Origin of the sequence: Halomonas sp. TG39a, assembly GCF_000744395.1 — a bacterium.
GTDB classification, from domain to species: Bacteria; Pseudomonadota; Gammaproteobacteria; order Pseudomonadales; family Halomonadaceae; genus Vreelandella; species Vreelandella ventosae_B.
In genome coordinates this window covers 342780-358022 of the sequence record NZ_JQLV01000001.1, presented here as the reverse complement: position 1 = coordinate 358022, position 15243 = coordinate 342780, and the positions used below count along the sequence as shown (strand labels likewise).

Sequence of the window (15243 nt, the reverse complement as noted above, 5' to 3'; positions counted from 1 at the left end):
GGCTAAACATAGGGGCGCTAACATAGCACTAAGTGCTATATATTAATGATAAGAATTACAATGACAAAGCATTAACCGAAGCCATTAAGCATGGCGCATTGATTGAGGTAAAAAACGATGGATAAATCAATCTTAGATATGGTGCATGAAACGGCTCAAGATCTTAACGCGGCTGGTGTGATGAAAGAAACCACGCTGCGCGAGTTCGATGCGCTCTGCCTGCCGCCTGTAAAAGAGTACACAGCCATACAAATCAAGCGGATTCGCACCAAGAATCACGCCAGCCAAGGCGTGTTCGCGGCCTACCTGAATACCAGTGTGTCCACGATTCAAAAGTGGGAACAAGGCCAGAAGAAACCCAATGGCCCTTCGCTTAAGCTGCTGAACCTGGTGGCCGAAAAGGGGTTGGAAATACTGGCTTAATCGTTATTACTTTCTACTCCGCCCAGCAGCCCCTCAAAGAAACTCACTGCATTGGCCTCCAACCCTTCCAAGTAGTAGCCGCCTTCCTGCACCACCAGCGTGGGTACGTTCAGGCCCGCTACTCTGCGGCCAAGCTCAGCAAAACCCGCGGTAGAAACGGCGACCTTGGCTTGAGGGTCGAGTTCGTAGATATCAAATCCCAGCGCCAGCACGATGGCGTCAGGTTCGAACAGGCGAATGGTTTGGCTGGCTTGTTCCAGGCGGTCAAAGAACACCGACTCCTCTGATCCATGGGGCATTGGCAGGTTGAGGTTATAGCCCAGCCCTGCGCCCTGCCCGCGCTCGTCTTCAAAGCCGGTTACTGCGGGATAGAAGTTGGTGGTATCGCCGTGGATCGAGATATACATCACATCATCGCGCTGGTAGAAAATCTCCTGAATGCCCTGGCCGTGGTGCATATCGGGGTCGAGCACGACGATGCGGGGGTAGCGCGAGGTAAGGTGCTGCGCGGCAATGGCGGCATTGTTGAGAAAGCAGAAGCCTCCGGCGGAGTCGATGCCCGCGTGGTGGCCCGGCGGGCGCGATAACGCATAGGCGAACCGTTCGCCCGCCAATAAAGCCTCAGCCCCGGCGACCGCGCTTTGCGCCGACCAATAAGCCGACTGCCAAGTGTGCTGGCCCACGGGTGCGCTGCCGTCAGCCATATAGCGTCCGGCTTCCGCTAATATGCCGTGCAGGGCATTGGGCGAACGCACAAAAATATTGGAAATCACCTCTTCGCCCCAGTCTTCCCCAAGGGCATGCCAGCGCCGATGGGCACTTTCCAGAAAGCGCAGGTAGGCCAGTGAATGCACTGCTCTGAGCGGTGCCACGCCATAATCTTCGGGTGCTTGAATATCAAAGCCCAGCCGCTTGGCGGCGGCCAGCAGGTGCGTGGCGCGCTCAGGCACTTCCTGGGGCGTGCGCATTTTGCCCCGGGAGAAGTAGGTTTGCGGCTGATGAAGCAGTTGGTCAGCGTGGAAGAACGTCTTCATCGGCACTATCTTCATCAGAACTATCTCCGGTTTCGCCTACACCCTTGACCACAAAATCACGAGCAACGCCTATGTGGTAGTCAATCGCCTCGCGGCAAGCGGCAGGGCTGCCGCTATCCAGCGCGTCGAGCAGTTTAAAGTGGCTGGTGGCAATGGTGTCGGGGGCTTCATGGGTTTTGGTAATTAGAGTGATGCACAGGCGCAGTTCATGGGTCAGATCATCAAAGGCGCGCAACAGCCGCTCATTGCCCGCGTAGTGCAGCATCAGGCGGTGAAACTGCAGATCCTCCTCGATGCGACGGGTGCCATCGTTCCCAGCTGCCGCTTCACATAGCACCTCTACTTGCTGCTTAAGCGCGCGCTGGGCATCGGGGGTATAGCGTTCGGCTAGGCGGTGAATTGCGTGGCGCTCAAGACAGAGCCGCAAATCAAAGACATCTTCGAGTTCAACGGCATTCAACGCGCGAACAAAGAAGCCTCGGCGCGGTTTCGAGATCAATAAACCACGGCTTTCCAGCAAACGAGCGGCCTCACGCACCGGCGCACGGCTAACACCCAGGTCGCGGGAGAGTTGCACTTCCGAGAGCCGTTCGCCGGGTAAAAAGTGTTGCTGAATAATCGCTTGGGTTAAATAGTCAGCTACTTGCTCTACCAAGTTTTGCTGCTGGATAAAGGCCCTGGGAGCCGCCGTTGGTGAGGCCATCGCATTCACTCATGGGATATGACGTGTTCTTCCCAGTATGACGAAAAAAAGCCACTTGTCGACGAACGATTGCCGACTGTCGACAGTTTTACCAAGTACTGCTATGGTCAAAACAGATCCCTAACAAACATCACAACCGGGTCTGACACGCCTCGCTCGCCTAACGACTACGTAACCTCATTACGTGCTAATAACCGAGGAGCAGGAAACATGAAAAAACCTTTAGCTTTGGCTATTTCCGCTGCAGCACTCGCTTTTACCTCCGCCGCTATGGCAGACGACCCTAAAGAAGGGGGTGTCGTTAACACCATCATTCAGCCCGAGCCGCCAGGCCTGGTGCTGGGCATGATTCAAAACGCCCCTACCCGCACCGTGGCAGGCAATATCTACGAAGGGTTGTTGCGCTATACCACCGACCTAGAGCCCATGCCGCAACTGGCGGAGTCTTGGGAAGTCAGTGAAGATGGCCGCACCTACACCTTCCATCTGCGTGAAGGCGTTACCTGGCACGACGGCGAAGCCTTTACCGCCGATGACGTTGTGTTCTCCGCCGATGTCTTCCACCGTGAGTTGAACCCCAGTGCCCGCGCCGTGCTACAGCACGTGGAGAGCATCGAAGCCACCGACGACCACACCGTCGTATTTACCCTGACCCAACCCTTCGGGCCTTTCCTGCTCTCCTTTGAAGCGGGCACCTTTACCATGGTGCCCGAGCACCTCTACGCGGGCACCGACTTCCGCGATAACGAGCACAACGATCACCCCATCGGTACCGGCCCCTTTAAGTTCTCCAACTGGGAGCGGGGCACGGTCATAGAGCTGGTCAAAAACGAAGAGTATTACGAAGACGGCCTGCCCTACCTGGATGGCGTGAACTGGCACATCATTCCCGACGGTGCATCCCGTGCGGTGGCGTTTGAGAACGAAACCATTGACGTGCTGCCCAGCGGTACCGTCGAGAACTTCGATATTCCCCGCCTGGCCGAGATGGATAACGTCTGCATGACCGAAGAGGGCCACGAGTACTTCAGCCCCTTTGCCATGCTGTGGATGAACAACCGCGAAGGCCCCACGGCGGATAAACGTTTCCGTCAGGCGGTGATGTACGCCATGGATCGCGAGTTCGCCAAAGATGTATTGTGGAACGGCCTGGGCAATGTACCGCTCTCCGCCTTTGGCTCCAATGCACGCTTCCAGAACGATGACCTGGAACCCTACGATCACAACCCCGAACGCGCCCGTGAGCTACTGGATGAAATGGGCTACGACGGGGAAGAGATCACCATTCTGCCGCTGCCCTATGGGGAAACCTGGACACGCTGGGCCGAAGCCGTGCAGCAGAACCTGCGCGAAGTGGGTATTAACGTTGAAACCCAGGCCACCGACGTAGGCGGCTGGAACCAGCGCCTGGGCGATTGGGATTACGACCTCGCCTTTACCTATCTCTACCAGTACGGCGACCCGGCACTGGGTATTTCACGCACCTACCTTTCCGACAATATTGCCAAGGGTTCGCCCTGGAATAACGTGGAAGGCTACGAAAACGAGCGCGTCGACGAGCTGTTCAACGAGGCCGCCACGGCTTTCCCCGACGAAGAGCGCGAAAAACTTTATCGCGAAGTACAGGAAATCCTCCATGAAGACGTGCCCGTTGGCTGGCTGATGGAACTGGGCTTCCCGACCCTGTACCGCTGTGATGTGCAGAACCTCGTCACCTCCGGCGTGGGTGTCAACGACGGCTTTAAAGATGCTTGGCTAGATCGCTAAACCCAAGCCACCCAGGTAGCGCGAGCTACCTGGGTTTTTTAGCTATGTCTTGAAGGTATTCGTCAGGAAACGACTTATGGTTTACGCGCGCCTCATTCTGATGCGGCTGTTTAAAGCCGTGATTGTGCTGTTTTTAATCGTTATTTTTAACTTCTTGCTGATTCAGCTGGCCCCCGGTGACCCGGCCGCCATTCTGGCCGGTGAAGCGGGTGCCGCGGATCAGGAGTTTCTCAACCAACTGCGCGAGCGCTTTGGGCTCGACCAGCCGATGTATGTGCAGCTGTGGCGCTATGTGTCGGGCATTGCCATGCTCGATTTTGGCTACTCCTACCGCTTGGGCGTCCCGGTGTTTGACCTTATTATGGCGCGCCTGCCCGCCACCCTGCTGCTCACCGGCACCGCCTTTGTGCTTTCGCTGGTACTGGGCATCGTGGCGGGTTCCATGGCCGCGTCACGGGTTAAGAAGCCTTCCGGCTCGATCATCATGGCGCTGGCGCTGGTGTTCTACGCCACCCCGCTGTTCTGGGTGGCACTGATGTCGGTGGTGGTGTTTTCCGTCTACCTGGGCTGGCTGCCCGCCTACGGACTTTACACCGTGGGGGCAGGCCATACGGGGTTTGCGCTGGTGCTCGACGTTGCCAAGCACCTAGTGCTCCCGGCGACCACCCTGGCGCTCTTCTTTATGGCGATTTACACCCGCATGACGCGCACGTCGATGCTGGATGCCGCGCAGCAGGATTACGTCAAAACCGCCCGCGCCAAGGGCTTGAAGCCCAGCATTATTCAGCGGCGTCATGTGTTGCGTAACGCCCTGCTGCCGATCATTACGCTAGCGGGCCTGCAGGCGGGACAGATGGTCGGTGGGGCGATTCTGACCGAAACCGTGTTTGCCTGGCCCGGCATCGGGCGGCTGATGTTCGAAGCGTTGCAGCAGCGCGACTACAACCTGCTGCTGGGCATTTTCTTCTTCTCGGCGGCCTTGGTCATCGTCTTCAATATCATCACCGATTTGGTGTACAGCCTGGCTGATCCACGCATCAAGAAGGGGGCCTCATGAGCTTTTTCGCACGCTTCGCGCAAAACCGTGGCGCCCTCGTCGGGCTGATTATCCTGCTGCTGATTATTGCCATGGCGATACTCGCCCCACTGCTGTTTCCTGAATCGCCCTGGCGCATGGTGCAGCGGCCCTTTTTACCGCCGCTATCCCAAGATGGCTTTCCGCTTGGCACCGACACCATGGGCCGCAACGTGGCCTCGGGCTTGATGCACGGCGCCTGGGTATCGCTGCTGATTGGGCTGGTATCCACCAGCGTGGCGCTGCTGATTGGCGTTCCCTTGGGAGCCATTGCAGGCTACTACGGCGGCATCATTGACGACATATTGATGCGCTTTACCGAGTTCTTTCAGACCATCCCCAACTTCGCGCTGGCGATTGTACTGGTGGCCATCATGCAGCCCAGCATCACCTCGATTGTGCTGGCGATTGCAATTGTCAGTTGGCCACCGGTGGCCCGCTTGGTGCGCGCTGAATTTATGTCGCTGCGCAACCGCGAGTATGTCGAAGCCGCGCGCCTGGTCGGCCAGTCCAACAGCACGATTATTCTGCGCCAAATTCTGCCCAATACACTGTCGCCGATTATCGTGCTGGCATCGCTAATGGTGGCCACCGCGATTTTGCTGGAGTCGGCGCTGTCGTTTCTCGGCCTGGGCGACCCTAACGTGATGTCCTGGGGCTATATGATCGGCGCGGCGCGCACGGTGATTCGCCAGGCGTGGTGGCTAAGCTTCTTCCCGGGGGTGGCGATTCTGCTGACGGTACTCGCGTTAAACCTGGTGGGTGAAGGGCTAGACGACGCTTTAAACCCCAAACTATCACGCGAGCGCTAAGGACTTTATATGCCTATTACAGAGAACCAATCGGCTGACACCGTCCTCAGCATTCGCGACCTGAACATTGCGCTCCCCAAAGGAGCGGATCGCGCCCTGGCGGTGGAGGACGTTAGCTACGAGGTGAAGCGCGGGGAGATCATGTGCGTGGTGGGCGAGTCCGGCTCCGGTAAATCGATGGCCGCCAACGCCGTGATGGGGCTGCTGCCCAAGGGCGTGAACGCCACTCAGGGCGAGATACTCTTTGAAGGGCAGGATTTACTTGCCCTGACGGAAAAGCAGCACCGCGCCCTGCGCGGGCTAAAAATTGGCATGATCTTCCAGGAGCCGATGACCGCCCTTAACCCACTGATGCGGGTAGGCGCGCAAATTGCCGAAGTGTTCGAAGCCCACGGCCAGTTCAACCCCAAAGAGCGCCAGGCCCGCGCGCTGGAGCTGTTGATCGAAGTGGGTATTCCCCAGCCGGAGAAGGCCATTCGCGCCTATCCGTTTGAGCTTTCCGGCGGCCAGCGCCAGCGGGTAATGATTGCCATGGCACTGGCGTTGGAGCCCATTTTGCTGATTGCCGATGAGCCTACCACGGCGCTGGATGTCACCACGCAAGCGCAGATTCTGGAGCTTATTCGCGACCTTCAGCAGCGGCGCGGCATGTCGGTGATGTTTATCACCCACGACTTTGGCGTGGTGGCCGAAATTGCCAATCGCGTCTGCGTCATGCGACACGGCAAGATTGTCGAGCTGGGTGACGCCAAGCCGGTGCTTGAGAACCCTCAAGACGCCTATACCCAAGCGTTGATTGCGGCGATTCCCAGCAATGCGGTGCCGCCCCACCGGGAGACCAGCCAAGTCGCTCCGCTGCTGGAGATCAAGCAGCTCAATAAAGTCTTTCGCTCCCGAGGCGGGTTGTTTAAGCCTGCCCGGGAAGTGCGCGCCCTTGAGAATGTATCGCTCACCTTGGCGCGGGGTGAAACGGTGGGCATCGTAGGCGAATCCGGTTCCGGCAAGTCCACCCTCGGGCGCTGCGTGGTACGCCTTGAGCACCCCGACAGCGGCGAACTGCTGTTGGATGGGGTGAACCTTTCCCAACTCAAAGGCGATGCGCTGCGCCGAGAACGCCACCGGGTGCAAATGATCTTCCAAGACCCCTACGCCTCGCTCAACCCACGCACCAAAGTGGGCATGGCGATAGCCCAGGGGCCGATTGCCAACGGCACACCCAAAGCCGCGGCGCTTAAACAGGCCGGCGAACTGCTCGACATGGTGGGCTTGGGCGCCAGCGCCGTGGAGCGCTTCCCCCACGAATTTTCTGGCGGCCAACGCCAGCGCATCGGCATTGCCCGTGCGCTGGCGCTCAACCCCGAGCTGATCGTCGCAGATGAAGCCGTTTCAGCCCTGGATGTGTCGATTCAGGCCCAGGTGTTGGAACTGCTGGAGGAGCTTAAACAGCGGCTTTCGTTATCGCTGCTGTTTATCACCCATGATCTCCGCGTCGCCGCGCAAATTTGCGACCGTATTGTGGTGATGCAGCACGGCCGGATTGTAGAGCAAGGCAGCGCCGAGCAGATTTTCCTCGCCCCACGTGAGGCGTATACCCAAGACCTGCTCAAGGCAATTCCCGGCCGCGAAGCGCCCGTGGCGGCAACCGCATAAGTTTGCAAAGCAGGTTTTTCAAAAGCTAGTTTACCGAATGGACAAGACACGTTAAGGAACACACATGCACATAACCCTGGAGGCTCTGCGCGCCATCGTCGGCCCGACCCACGTATTAACGGGCGACGATGTTAGTAGCCGCAGTGTCGATTGGATGACCGGCGCGCCCTGCCAGGCAGGCGCTATTGTACGCCCGGCGGATACCGAACAAGTCGCCGCGGTGATGCGCGCTTGCCATCAGGTGCAGCAGCCAGTGGTGACCCACGGTGGCCTAACAGGCTTGGTACACGGCGCTGAGGCGAGCCCAGATGAGCTGGTGATATCGCTAGAGCGGATGACCGCGATTGAAGAGATAGACCAGGTAGGCGGTACGCTTAGTGTTCAGGCCGGGGCACCACTGCAACGGGTTCAGGAAGCCGCTAAAGAGGTCGGGCTGCAATTTCCGCTGGATCTGGGCGCCCGGGGCAGCTGCACCATTGGCGGCAATATCGCCACCAACGCCGGGGGTGTCCGGGTCATTCGCTACGGCATGATGCGCCAGCAGGTGCTCGGCCTAGAGGCGGTGATGGCCGATGGTCGGGTGGTCAGCTCCATGAACCGCATGCTGAAAAATAACGCAGGTTTCGATTTGAAGCAGCTGTTTATCGGCAGCGAAGGCACGCTGGGGATTGTGACCCGCGCGGTACTGCGCCTGCAGCCACCCACGCCTAGTGAACAAACCGCGATGGTGGCCTGCCCCTCATTTGAGGCACTCACCGGGCTGCTCAGCCATATGGGCAAAGCGCTTGGCGGAGGCCTGGGTGCTTTTGAAGTGATGTGGCAAAACCACTACCGACTGCTGACTGAAACCCTGGGGCGTCATACCCCACCTATTGCTACCAAGCACCCGTTTTATGTGATTATTGAGTCCCTGGGCAGCGACACCGAGCGCAATGCCACTCAGTTCAGCGAAGCATTAGAAAGTGCGTTAGAGAGCGAGCTGATTGTCGATGCGGTGATTGCACAGTCGACTACCCAGCGCGATGGGCTATGGGCGATTCGTGAGGATATTGAGGGGCTGGTCAAAGGCCTGGCGCCGGTGCTTACCTTCGATGTCAGCCTGCCGATTGCCGATATGCAGCGCTACACCAATGCCCTGGAAGCGCAGCTAACCCAGCGCTGGGCAGAGGCGAAACTGGTGGTATTTGGCCATCTCGGCGATGGCAACCTGCATATTTCCGTTAGCGTGGGGAGTGCTGAGATCGAAGTTCGGCGAGAGGTTGAAGCCATGGTTTACCAGCCGCTGGCCACACTGGGCGGTTCAGTCTCCGCAGAACACGGCATTGGCCTGGAGAAACGCCCCTGGCTCGCCACTTGCCGCTCCAGCGCCGAGATTGAATTGATGCATACGCTCAAGCAGGCGCTAGACCCACATTGCCTTCTCAATCGCGGTAAAATATTGAGTTAATAATTGTTTTTAGGATATCAACATGCCCCGCTACCCCAACCACTTACTGAGTGAAGGCCCTGCTAATCCATTTCCGGGCATTAAGGTGCTAGAACGCCGACTTGGCAAGGTGATCCCCCATCGGCTGGGCTCTAACGAAGGCCTGGATATGCCTCACCGCGCCCTGCGCGATCACTTTGGCGATGCCCTGGTCGAACACGTTTACTGCTACGGCGACGCCGAGGCGCTGGGTGTTCGCAAACGTATTAGCGAACAACAGGGTATGGCGCTTGAAACCCTGCTGGTAGATGCCGGTGCCGATAGTTTGATTGCCCTGGCCCTGCGCACCACCTGCGAACCGGGTGAAACCGTGGTGAGCACCGCAGGCACTTACCCCACCTTGGGTTATTTTGCCAAAGGCCAGGGCTGTAACCTGGTAGAGCCCAGCTATTATGAAGCGCCCGGCGTGCTGGCCCCCGACCTGGAAGCTCTAGCCGCCGCTGCCCATCAGGAAAACGCACGACTGGTGTATCTGGCCAACCCGGATAACCCCAGCGGCCACTTACACAGCGACAGCGACATCCTCAAGCTGCGCGATGCGCTGCCCGATACCTGCTGGCTGTTGTTGGACGAAGCCTATGGGGATTTCCGCGATGACGCAGGTAGCGAGTTCGCTGCTAAAGCAATACAGGGAGTGATTCGCCTACGCACGCTATCCAAGGCTCACGGTCTGGCGGGCCTACGCATTGGCTACGCCATCGCCGATCCTGAAGTGCTAGCGATGATGATGAAGGTGCGTATTCACTACGCAGTATCGTCATTGACCCTGGCCGCTGCGGAAGTGGTGCTTGATCACCCTGACGAAGTTCACCAACACGTCGCTGATGTAAAAGCCCGGCGTGAACAGTTGGCTGAGCACTTTCGCGCACTTGGTGCCGACGTACTCCCCAGCGCCACCAACTTTATCGGCATTCGCCTACCTAGCGCGGAACTCGCCGCCGAGGTACACCAGCAACTGCTCGCCGAAGGCGTTTTGGTCGCTCGTTTGGCGCACCCAGAGCTTGCCAATGTAATACGCATTACCGCCGTGCAAGCCGCGCTGGAGCCGGGGAGATTGGATGCTCTCGAACAGGCTATTAAAGAGCACGCCTGATTAAATTAGTAAATTTGATAAAGGATGTATGCATGCAGATAGCTGTAAGCATCGAGGGCAGGTTTCCGCGAGGGCGCTGTGAACCCATCCCTGGGCGCTACTTTTGTCATCTGACCGCCATGGATGGCGGGAATGCCGGAATGGTTGGGAACATTTTCCGGCCATGACAAAAGACCCTCGCTTCAACCTGCCCTCGCAGCGGGTGACAGGGGTTGCATAGTTCTTACTTCCAACCCCAATAGCCCTAAGGCGTTAACCAATGCCTGAAATCGTCCAACTCTCCCCGCACCGCCTGGCGATATAAACCCTGCAGTTGAGCAGTAACACTGTCGGGGCTGATAGGTTCGTTAACAGGCGGTGCGCCAGCACGTCCACCAATACGGCGACCATCCAGCTCGCGCAGCGGCAGTATCTCGGCGGCGGTGCCGGTCAGGAACGCCTCATCGGCGGTGTATAACTCATCACGGGTAATCCGACGCTCGCGCACTTCAATACCCAGCACCTTTTGCGCCAGCTGAATCACGCTATCCCGGGTGATGCCTTGCAGGCAGGAGGTTACTTCCGGGGTATGCAGCACGCCATCACGGAGCAAAAAGACGTTAGCCGCCGAGGCTTCAGCCACATAGCCCTCCGGGTCGAGCATGATGGTTTCATCGAAACCGGCTTTGATCGCGGTATTCAGCGCCAGTATCGAGTTGACGTAGTGGCCATTGGTTTTCGCCCGGCAGAGGCTGATATTGACGTGATGGCGCGCCCAGGAAGAGGTCAGCGCGCGTAAGCCGTGGGTGGCGGCCTGGGGCGAAATGTAGGGGCCTAAATCCCACGCTGCCACCATCACGTGGGTAGTCAGCCCCTGGGCGCGTAGACCCATGCCTTCCGCACCAAAAAACACGGTAGGTTTCAGGTAGGCATTGCTCAGGCCGTTTTTGGTCAGGCACTCGCGCTGGGCATCGATCAACTCCGCTTCACTAAACGGCAGCGGCATATCCAGCGAATGGGCACTTTCTGCCAAGCGGCGGGTATGTTCAGCAGCACGAAATAAATGCGTGCCGCTGGGGCCATCGTAAGCGCGTACGCCCTCGAAACAGCCCATGCCGTAGTGCAATGTATGGGACAACACATGCACCTTGGCATCGCGCCACGCGCGCCATTCGCCATCCTGCCAAATCCAGCCATCGCGATCGTAAAGCGGTGTCATTGTTTGCGTTGCTCCCACTGTTGGCGCCAGCTATCAATTAAGGTTTGCTGGTGCGGTTGCAGGGCCTGATAGCCCCAGGCGGCAATTTCATCGTTTTGCGGGTCGGGCACGGCAATCGCACTACCCGCCAGGGTTTGGATCACCGCGTGGCCACATAGCGGCACGTAGCCTTCCGAGTAGCCACCTTCGTGGATAAACACCAGCTTGCCATCGCAGCAGCGCTCGGCCAGCGCTTTAAGCTGGGCGGTCATGGTGGCGAACGCCTGACTGTTGAGCAACATTTTGCCTAATGGGTCTTTGGCACAGGCATCGTAACCACAGGCCACCACAATCATATCGGGGTTAAAGGCTTCCAACGCAGGCAGCACCAGCGTTTCCATAGCGTATGCGTAAGCGCCCAGGCCACAGCCCGGCGGCAGCGGCAGGTTAAGGTTGGCGCCCACCCCAGCACCTTCGCCCTGCTCGTCAAAGCTGCCGGTTTCCAGCGGGTAGTTGGCCGCCTGATGGAGTGAAACGGTCAACACATCGGGCTCACCATAAAACGCCGCTTGCTGGCCGTTGCCGTGGTGAACATCCCAATCGAGTATCGCCACGCGCTTAACCTGCCCCAAAGCGCGGGCGCGCATCACCGCCACGGGGATATTACCCAGCAGGCAGAAGCCACGCCCCTGGTCAGCTTCCGCATGGTGGCCGGGCGGGCGGCATAGGGCGTAGGCGTTGCTCACCTCGCCCTGCGCCACGGTTTCAACAGCCGCCACGGCTAGCCCCGCTGAATGAGTGGCCGCCGCCCAACTGCCCGGCATATAAGGCGCGCAGTCACCGCCATTGCCGCCCCGCGCTTTATCGCCTGCCTGCAGCTCGTCTAAATAGCGAAGGGTATGAAAGCGCTGCAGGTCTTCCTGCGCGGCAGCGGGCGGTTTCATCACGCGAAGCTCATCAATCAGGCCGCTTACTTCAAGGATATTTTTCAGCCGCCGCTTGCTCTCGGGGCTTTCCGAAGCGGCCTGGGGCTGTAAAAACTCACCGGGCGCAGAAAACACGCCAATGGCGCCCAACTCATGCCAAAAGCAGCGTTCGTGCCAGTAAAAACCGGTCGTTTTTTTACTCATGGGGCCTCTGCTGGTAACCCTGCATAAAGGCGGCTAAGTTGGCACTTAGATGCTCGGTGGGGTAACCGCCCTCTTGAATAATCACTGTGGGTAGCGAGAGCGCTGCCAAACGTTTTCCTACCTCGATAAACGCCTCGGTTTCCACTGTAAGCCCCGCTAGCGGGTCATCTTTATGGGCGTCTAAGCCTAGCGCCACTACCACGGCATCCGGCTGGTAGCGCTGTAGGTGGTCAATTAATACCGCCAGGGCATCAAGATAAACCTCCCCGTCGCTGCCTACCGGCAAGGGCAGATTAACGTTAGCGCCTACGCCCTCCTCGCCTCCCTCTTCATCAGCGCCGCCCCAAAAGAACGGGTAGAAGTCGCTAGGGTCGGCGTGCAGCGAACCTGTCCAAACATCACTGCGATGATAGAAAATATCCTGGGTGCCGTTGCCATGGTGCAAGTCCACGTCAATGATCGCCACCTTGGCAAAGCGTTCACGCAGCACCGTAGCGGCCAGCGCCGAGTTATTCAGCAGGCAAAAGCCTCCGGCGCGTTCAGGCCCAGCATGGTGACCCGGCGGACGGCACAGCGCGTAGGCCGCTGGCGCACCATTAAGCACCTCTTCAGCCGCCGCTTCGGCACTGGCAGCCGAAGCCAGCGCGCCTTGAAAGCTGGTCGCACTTAGCGGACAGGCCATATCGTGAAGGTGCCAGCCCGCCTGGCCAATCGGGTGGCGCGGGTAGTGGTAGCCGCCACCACAGGGGTGAATATTAGGCGCAACTACCTCTGCCGCATTGGGCAGAGCCTGCCAGCGGGCGTAAATAGTGTCCAGAAACGTTAGATAGCGCGGCGTATGGATCTGCTCAAGGCGCTTACGCAGCGTAGGCGAATCCGCCTCTTTAGGTGCAGTCAGAGTCAGCCCTGCGCTCGCCAAGCCTTGGGTAAGTAGCTCGGCGCGCAGCGGGCCTTCCGGTGAAGGGGCAGGCTGGCCGCGCAGCAGAAAGGTCGGCGGCGCGTGGTATTCCTGATCGGAATGGTAGAAGCATTTCATATTTAAATTCGCAATCCTTGGCAGCCCGCTAGAGTAAAGAAGGAATCCAGGTAGAAAGCGCTGGAAAGGCAGCCAGCAGCACAATCACCACCAAAAACGACACATAAAACGGCAGCGAGGCAATAATCGCCCGTTCATAGGGCACCTCGGCTATTCGTGCGGCGGTCATTAAGGTCATCCCTACCGGCGGGGTTACATTGGAAATATTCAGTACCACGATCATCAAGATGGCGAAGTGCAGCGGGTCAAAGCCCAGCTGGATCATCGCTGGTACCAACACCGGCGCAATGACCACCAGCGCCGGCAGCACATCCATCACCGTGCCAATCACCAAGAGTAGCAGACACACCAGCATCAGCTGCACAAAGGCTGCATCGCTAAAGGTGGTGATCATGATGGCCGCATCTCTGGCTATGCCCGAGCGGGTGACGAACCAGCCCAATACCGCCGATGTTGCGAGTAGAAAAAACACCACGCCGGAAAAACGTACCGTGGTCACCAGCGCATCCCAGATTTTGCGCCAGGTAAGATTACGGTAGAACACCACGCCAATCACGATGGCGTAAACCGCCGCAAAGCCCGAGGCTTCGGTTATCGTGGTTAAACCAGAGAGTATCCCGCCAAGAATAATCAAAGGCACTACCATGGCGGGCAGCGCGACTAGAAAGGCGAGCATTGCCGCTTTAAAGGGCGTCGGCGCTTCCTTGGGGTAATTGCGCTTCCAGGCCAGAAAGAAGCTCACGCCCAGCAATGCCAGCGCCATTAACAAGCCGGGAATAATACCGCCTGCGAAAAGGTCAATCACCGAGATATCCCGCAGCAGAGTAGCGTAGACCACCATCACCACGCTGGGGGGAATAATCGGCCCGATGATGGATGAGCAGGCGGTGACCGCGGCGGCGTACTCGGCATCGTAGCCCTGCCTTTTCATCTCAGGAATCATTATTTTGCCGATAGCCACCGTATCGGTGACCGCCGCGCCGGTCAGCCCGGCAAAAAACACTGAAACCGAAATATTCACATGGGAGAGCGAACCGCGCACCCGGCCAAACAACGCATTGTTAAACGCAATCAGCTTATGGGTTAGCCCGCCCTGGTTCATCAATTCTGCGGTAAAAATAAAGTAAGGCACGGCAATCAGCAGAAACCCCGAAACGCCGGAGAACATGCGGTCGGCGATAATGCCCAGCATGCGCTCGCCACCTAGGGCGAAACCACCTGCCAGCCCCGACATCGCCATCACCACCGCCACCGGCGCGCCGATAAACAGCAGCAGTACGAATACTACAATGGCAGGCGTCATGAGCGGTGCTCCCCATCGGCGGTATCTATGAGTTCATCAATCAAATCGTGCTCATCCAGAAAATGCTCCAGCAGGGCAAAACCGTGCACCAAGTGCAGCAGCATGATGACGCCACTAATAGGCACGACAATGGCGGTAACCTTGCTGGGAATGCGGATCTGGTCGGAGACCATGTAGACCTGGGTGGCACTGGTGAAGTAATCCCAGCCGTACCACGTCAGCATCAGTGCAAACAGGCCAATCACCGCCAGGCAGAGCCCGGCAGCCACTTGCACCATCACTCTGGGCAAGCTGCGCACCAGCAGGGTCATGGCGACATGTTCGCCGTAGCGCAGCGAAATCGTCATGGAGAGAAAACCGATCCAGGGCAGAAACAGCCGCGCCAGCGAGTAGGTCCAGCTAAGCGTGCTGCCAGTGAGCAACTTATAGATAAACGCAGTGAACGATATGCCCAGCATCGCCAGGATACAGCCCACACACACCACGATGGCCACCTGATTGACGAGATCGCTCAAGCGGCGCAAAGGAGTTAAAACGCCCATTGTTTTTCCTCA

Annotated in this window: 14 protein-coding genes; 7 read left to right on the top strand and 7 right to left on the bottom strand. The window is 58.2% G+C overall.

What is annotated here, in order from left to right; translation table 11 throughout:
* Positions 1 to 117 precede the first annotated feature (117 nt).
* Positions 118 to 423 (top strand): helix-turn-helix domain-containing protein, encoded by a 306-nt coding sequence (locus tag U738_RS01660; RefSeq protein WP_035576705.1) that lies wholly within the window; start codon positions 118 to 120, stop codon positions 421 to 423.
* On the opposite strand, the gene U738_RS01655 is transcribed toward U738_RS01660, so the two are convergent.
* Together U738_RS01655 and U738_RS01650 are read right to left on the bottom strand one after the other, a co-directional pair.
* The gene (locus tag U738_RS01655; protein WP_035576704.1) at positions 420 to 1457 is read right to left on the bottom strand and encodes a histone deacetylase family protein; all 1038 of its coding nucleotides are present in this window, start codon (positions 1455 to 1457) and stop codon (positions 420 to 422) included. The two genes, U738_RS01660 and U738_RS01655, sit on opposite strands and share 4 nt — an antisense overlap.
* Positions 1435 to 2160 (bottom strand): GntR family transcriptional regulator, encoded by a 726-nt coding sequence (locus U738_RS01650; RefSeq protein WP_035576703.1) that lies wholly within the window; start codon positions 2158 to 2160, stop codon positions 1435 to 1437. The genes U738_RS01655 and U738_RS01650 overlap by 23 nt, the downstream gene beginning before the upstream one ends.
* Before the next feature lie 210 nt (positions 2161 to 2370).
* Here U738_RS01650 and U738_RS01645 point away from each other — a divergent pair, with 210 nt between their 5' ends.
* The 6 genes from U738_RS01645 to U738_RS01620 all read left to right on the top strand — a co-directional run bounded on the left by U738_RS01645 (position 2371) and on the right by U738_RS01620 (position 10043).
* A complete protein-coding gene (locus tag U738_RS01645; RefSeq protein WP_035576702.1) occupies positions 2371 to 3927 on the top strand; it encodes an ABC transporter substrate-binding protein in 1557 nt (518 codons plus the stop codon).
* A gap of 76 nt (positions 3928 to 4003) precedes the next feature.
* Complete coding sequence (locus tag U738_RS01640) at positions 4004 to 4984, top strand: ABC transporter permease (RefSeq protein WP_035576701.1); 981 nt, start codon at positions 4004 to 4006, stop codon at positions 4982 to 4984.
* Positions 4981 to 5814 carry an ABC transporter permease gene (locus U738_RS01635; RefSeq protein WP_035576699.1) on the top strand — a complete coding sequence of 278 codons (834 nt, stop codon included), beginning with the start codon at positions 4981 to 4983 and terminating at the stop codon, positions 5812 to 5814. Before U738_RS01640 ends, U738_RS01635 begins: the two co-directional genes overlap by 4 nt.
* A gap of 9 nt (positions 5815 to 5823) precedes the next feature.
* Positions 5824 to 7464, top strand: coding sequence for an ABC transporter ATP-binding protein (locus U738_RS01630; RefSeq protein WP_035576698.1), 1641 nt, complete (start codon positions 5824 to 5826; stop codon positions 7462 to 7464).
* A gap of 64 nt (positions 7465 to 7528) precedes the next feature.
* Positions 7529 to 8911: an FAD-binding oxidoreductase gene (locus U738_RS01625; protein ID WP_035576697.1), complete on the top strand. Its 1383-nt coding sequence runs from the start codon at positions 7529 to 7531 to the stop codon at positions 8909 to 8911.
* 22 nt (positions 8912 to 8933) lie between these two features.
* Complete coding sequence (locus tag U738_RS01620; RefSeq protein ID WP_035576696.1) at positions 8934 to 10043, top strand: pyridoxal phosphate-dependent aminotransferase; 1110 nt, start codon at positions 8934 to 8936, stop codon at positions 10041 to 10043.
* 244 nt (positions 10044 to 10287) lie between these two features.
* Here the strand turns inward: U738_RS01620 and U738_RS01615 are convergent, their stop codons facing one another.
* The 5 genes from U738_RS01615 to U738_RS01595 are packed head-to-tail and all read right to left on the bottom strand — an operon-like array spanning position 10288 to position 15231.
* The gene (locus U738_RS01615; protein ID WP_035576695.1) at positions 10288 to 11241 is read right to left on the bottom strand and encodes a branched-chain amino acid transaminase; all 954 of its coding nucleotides are present in this window, start codon (positions 11239 to 11241) and stop codon (positions 10288 to 10290) included.
* A complete protein-coding gene (locus U738_RS01610) occupies positions 11238 to 12350 on the bottom strand; it encodes a class II histone deacetylase (RefSeq protein WP_035576694.1) in 1113 nt (370 codons plus the stop codon). The genes U738_RS01615 and U738_RS01610 overlap by 4 nt, the downstream gene beginning before the upstream one ends.
* Positions 12343 to 13386, bottom strand: coding sequence for a histone deacetylase family protein (locus tag U738_RS01605; RefSeq protein WP_027957413.1), 1044 nt, complete (start codon positions 13384 to 13386; stop codon positions 12343 to 12345). Before U738_RS01605 ends, U738_RS01610 begins: the two co-directional genes overlap by 8 nt.
* A 28-nt stretch (positions 13387 to 13414) precedes the next feature.
* Positions 13415 to 14689: a TRAP transporter large permease gene (locus U738_RS01600; protein ID WP_035576693.1), complete on the bottom strand. Its 1275-nt coding sequence runs from the start codon at positions 14687 to 14689 to the stop codon at positions 13415 to 13417.
* Positions 14686 to 15231, bottom strand: coding sequence for a TRAP transporter small permease (locus U738_RS01595; RefSeq protein WP_035576692.1), 546 nt, complete (start codon positions 15229 to 15231; stop codon positions 14686 to 14688). The genes U738_RS01600 and U738_RS01595 overlap by 4 nt, the downstream gene beginning before the upstream one ends.
* Between the last annotated feature and the right edge of the window lie 12 nt (positions 15232 to 15243).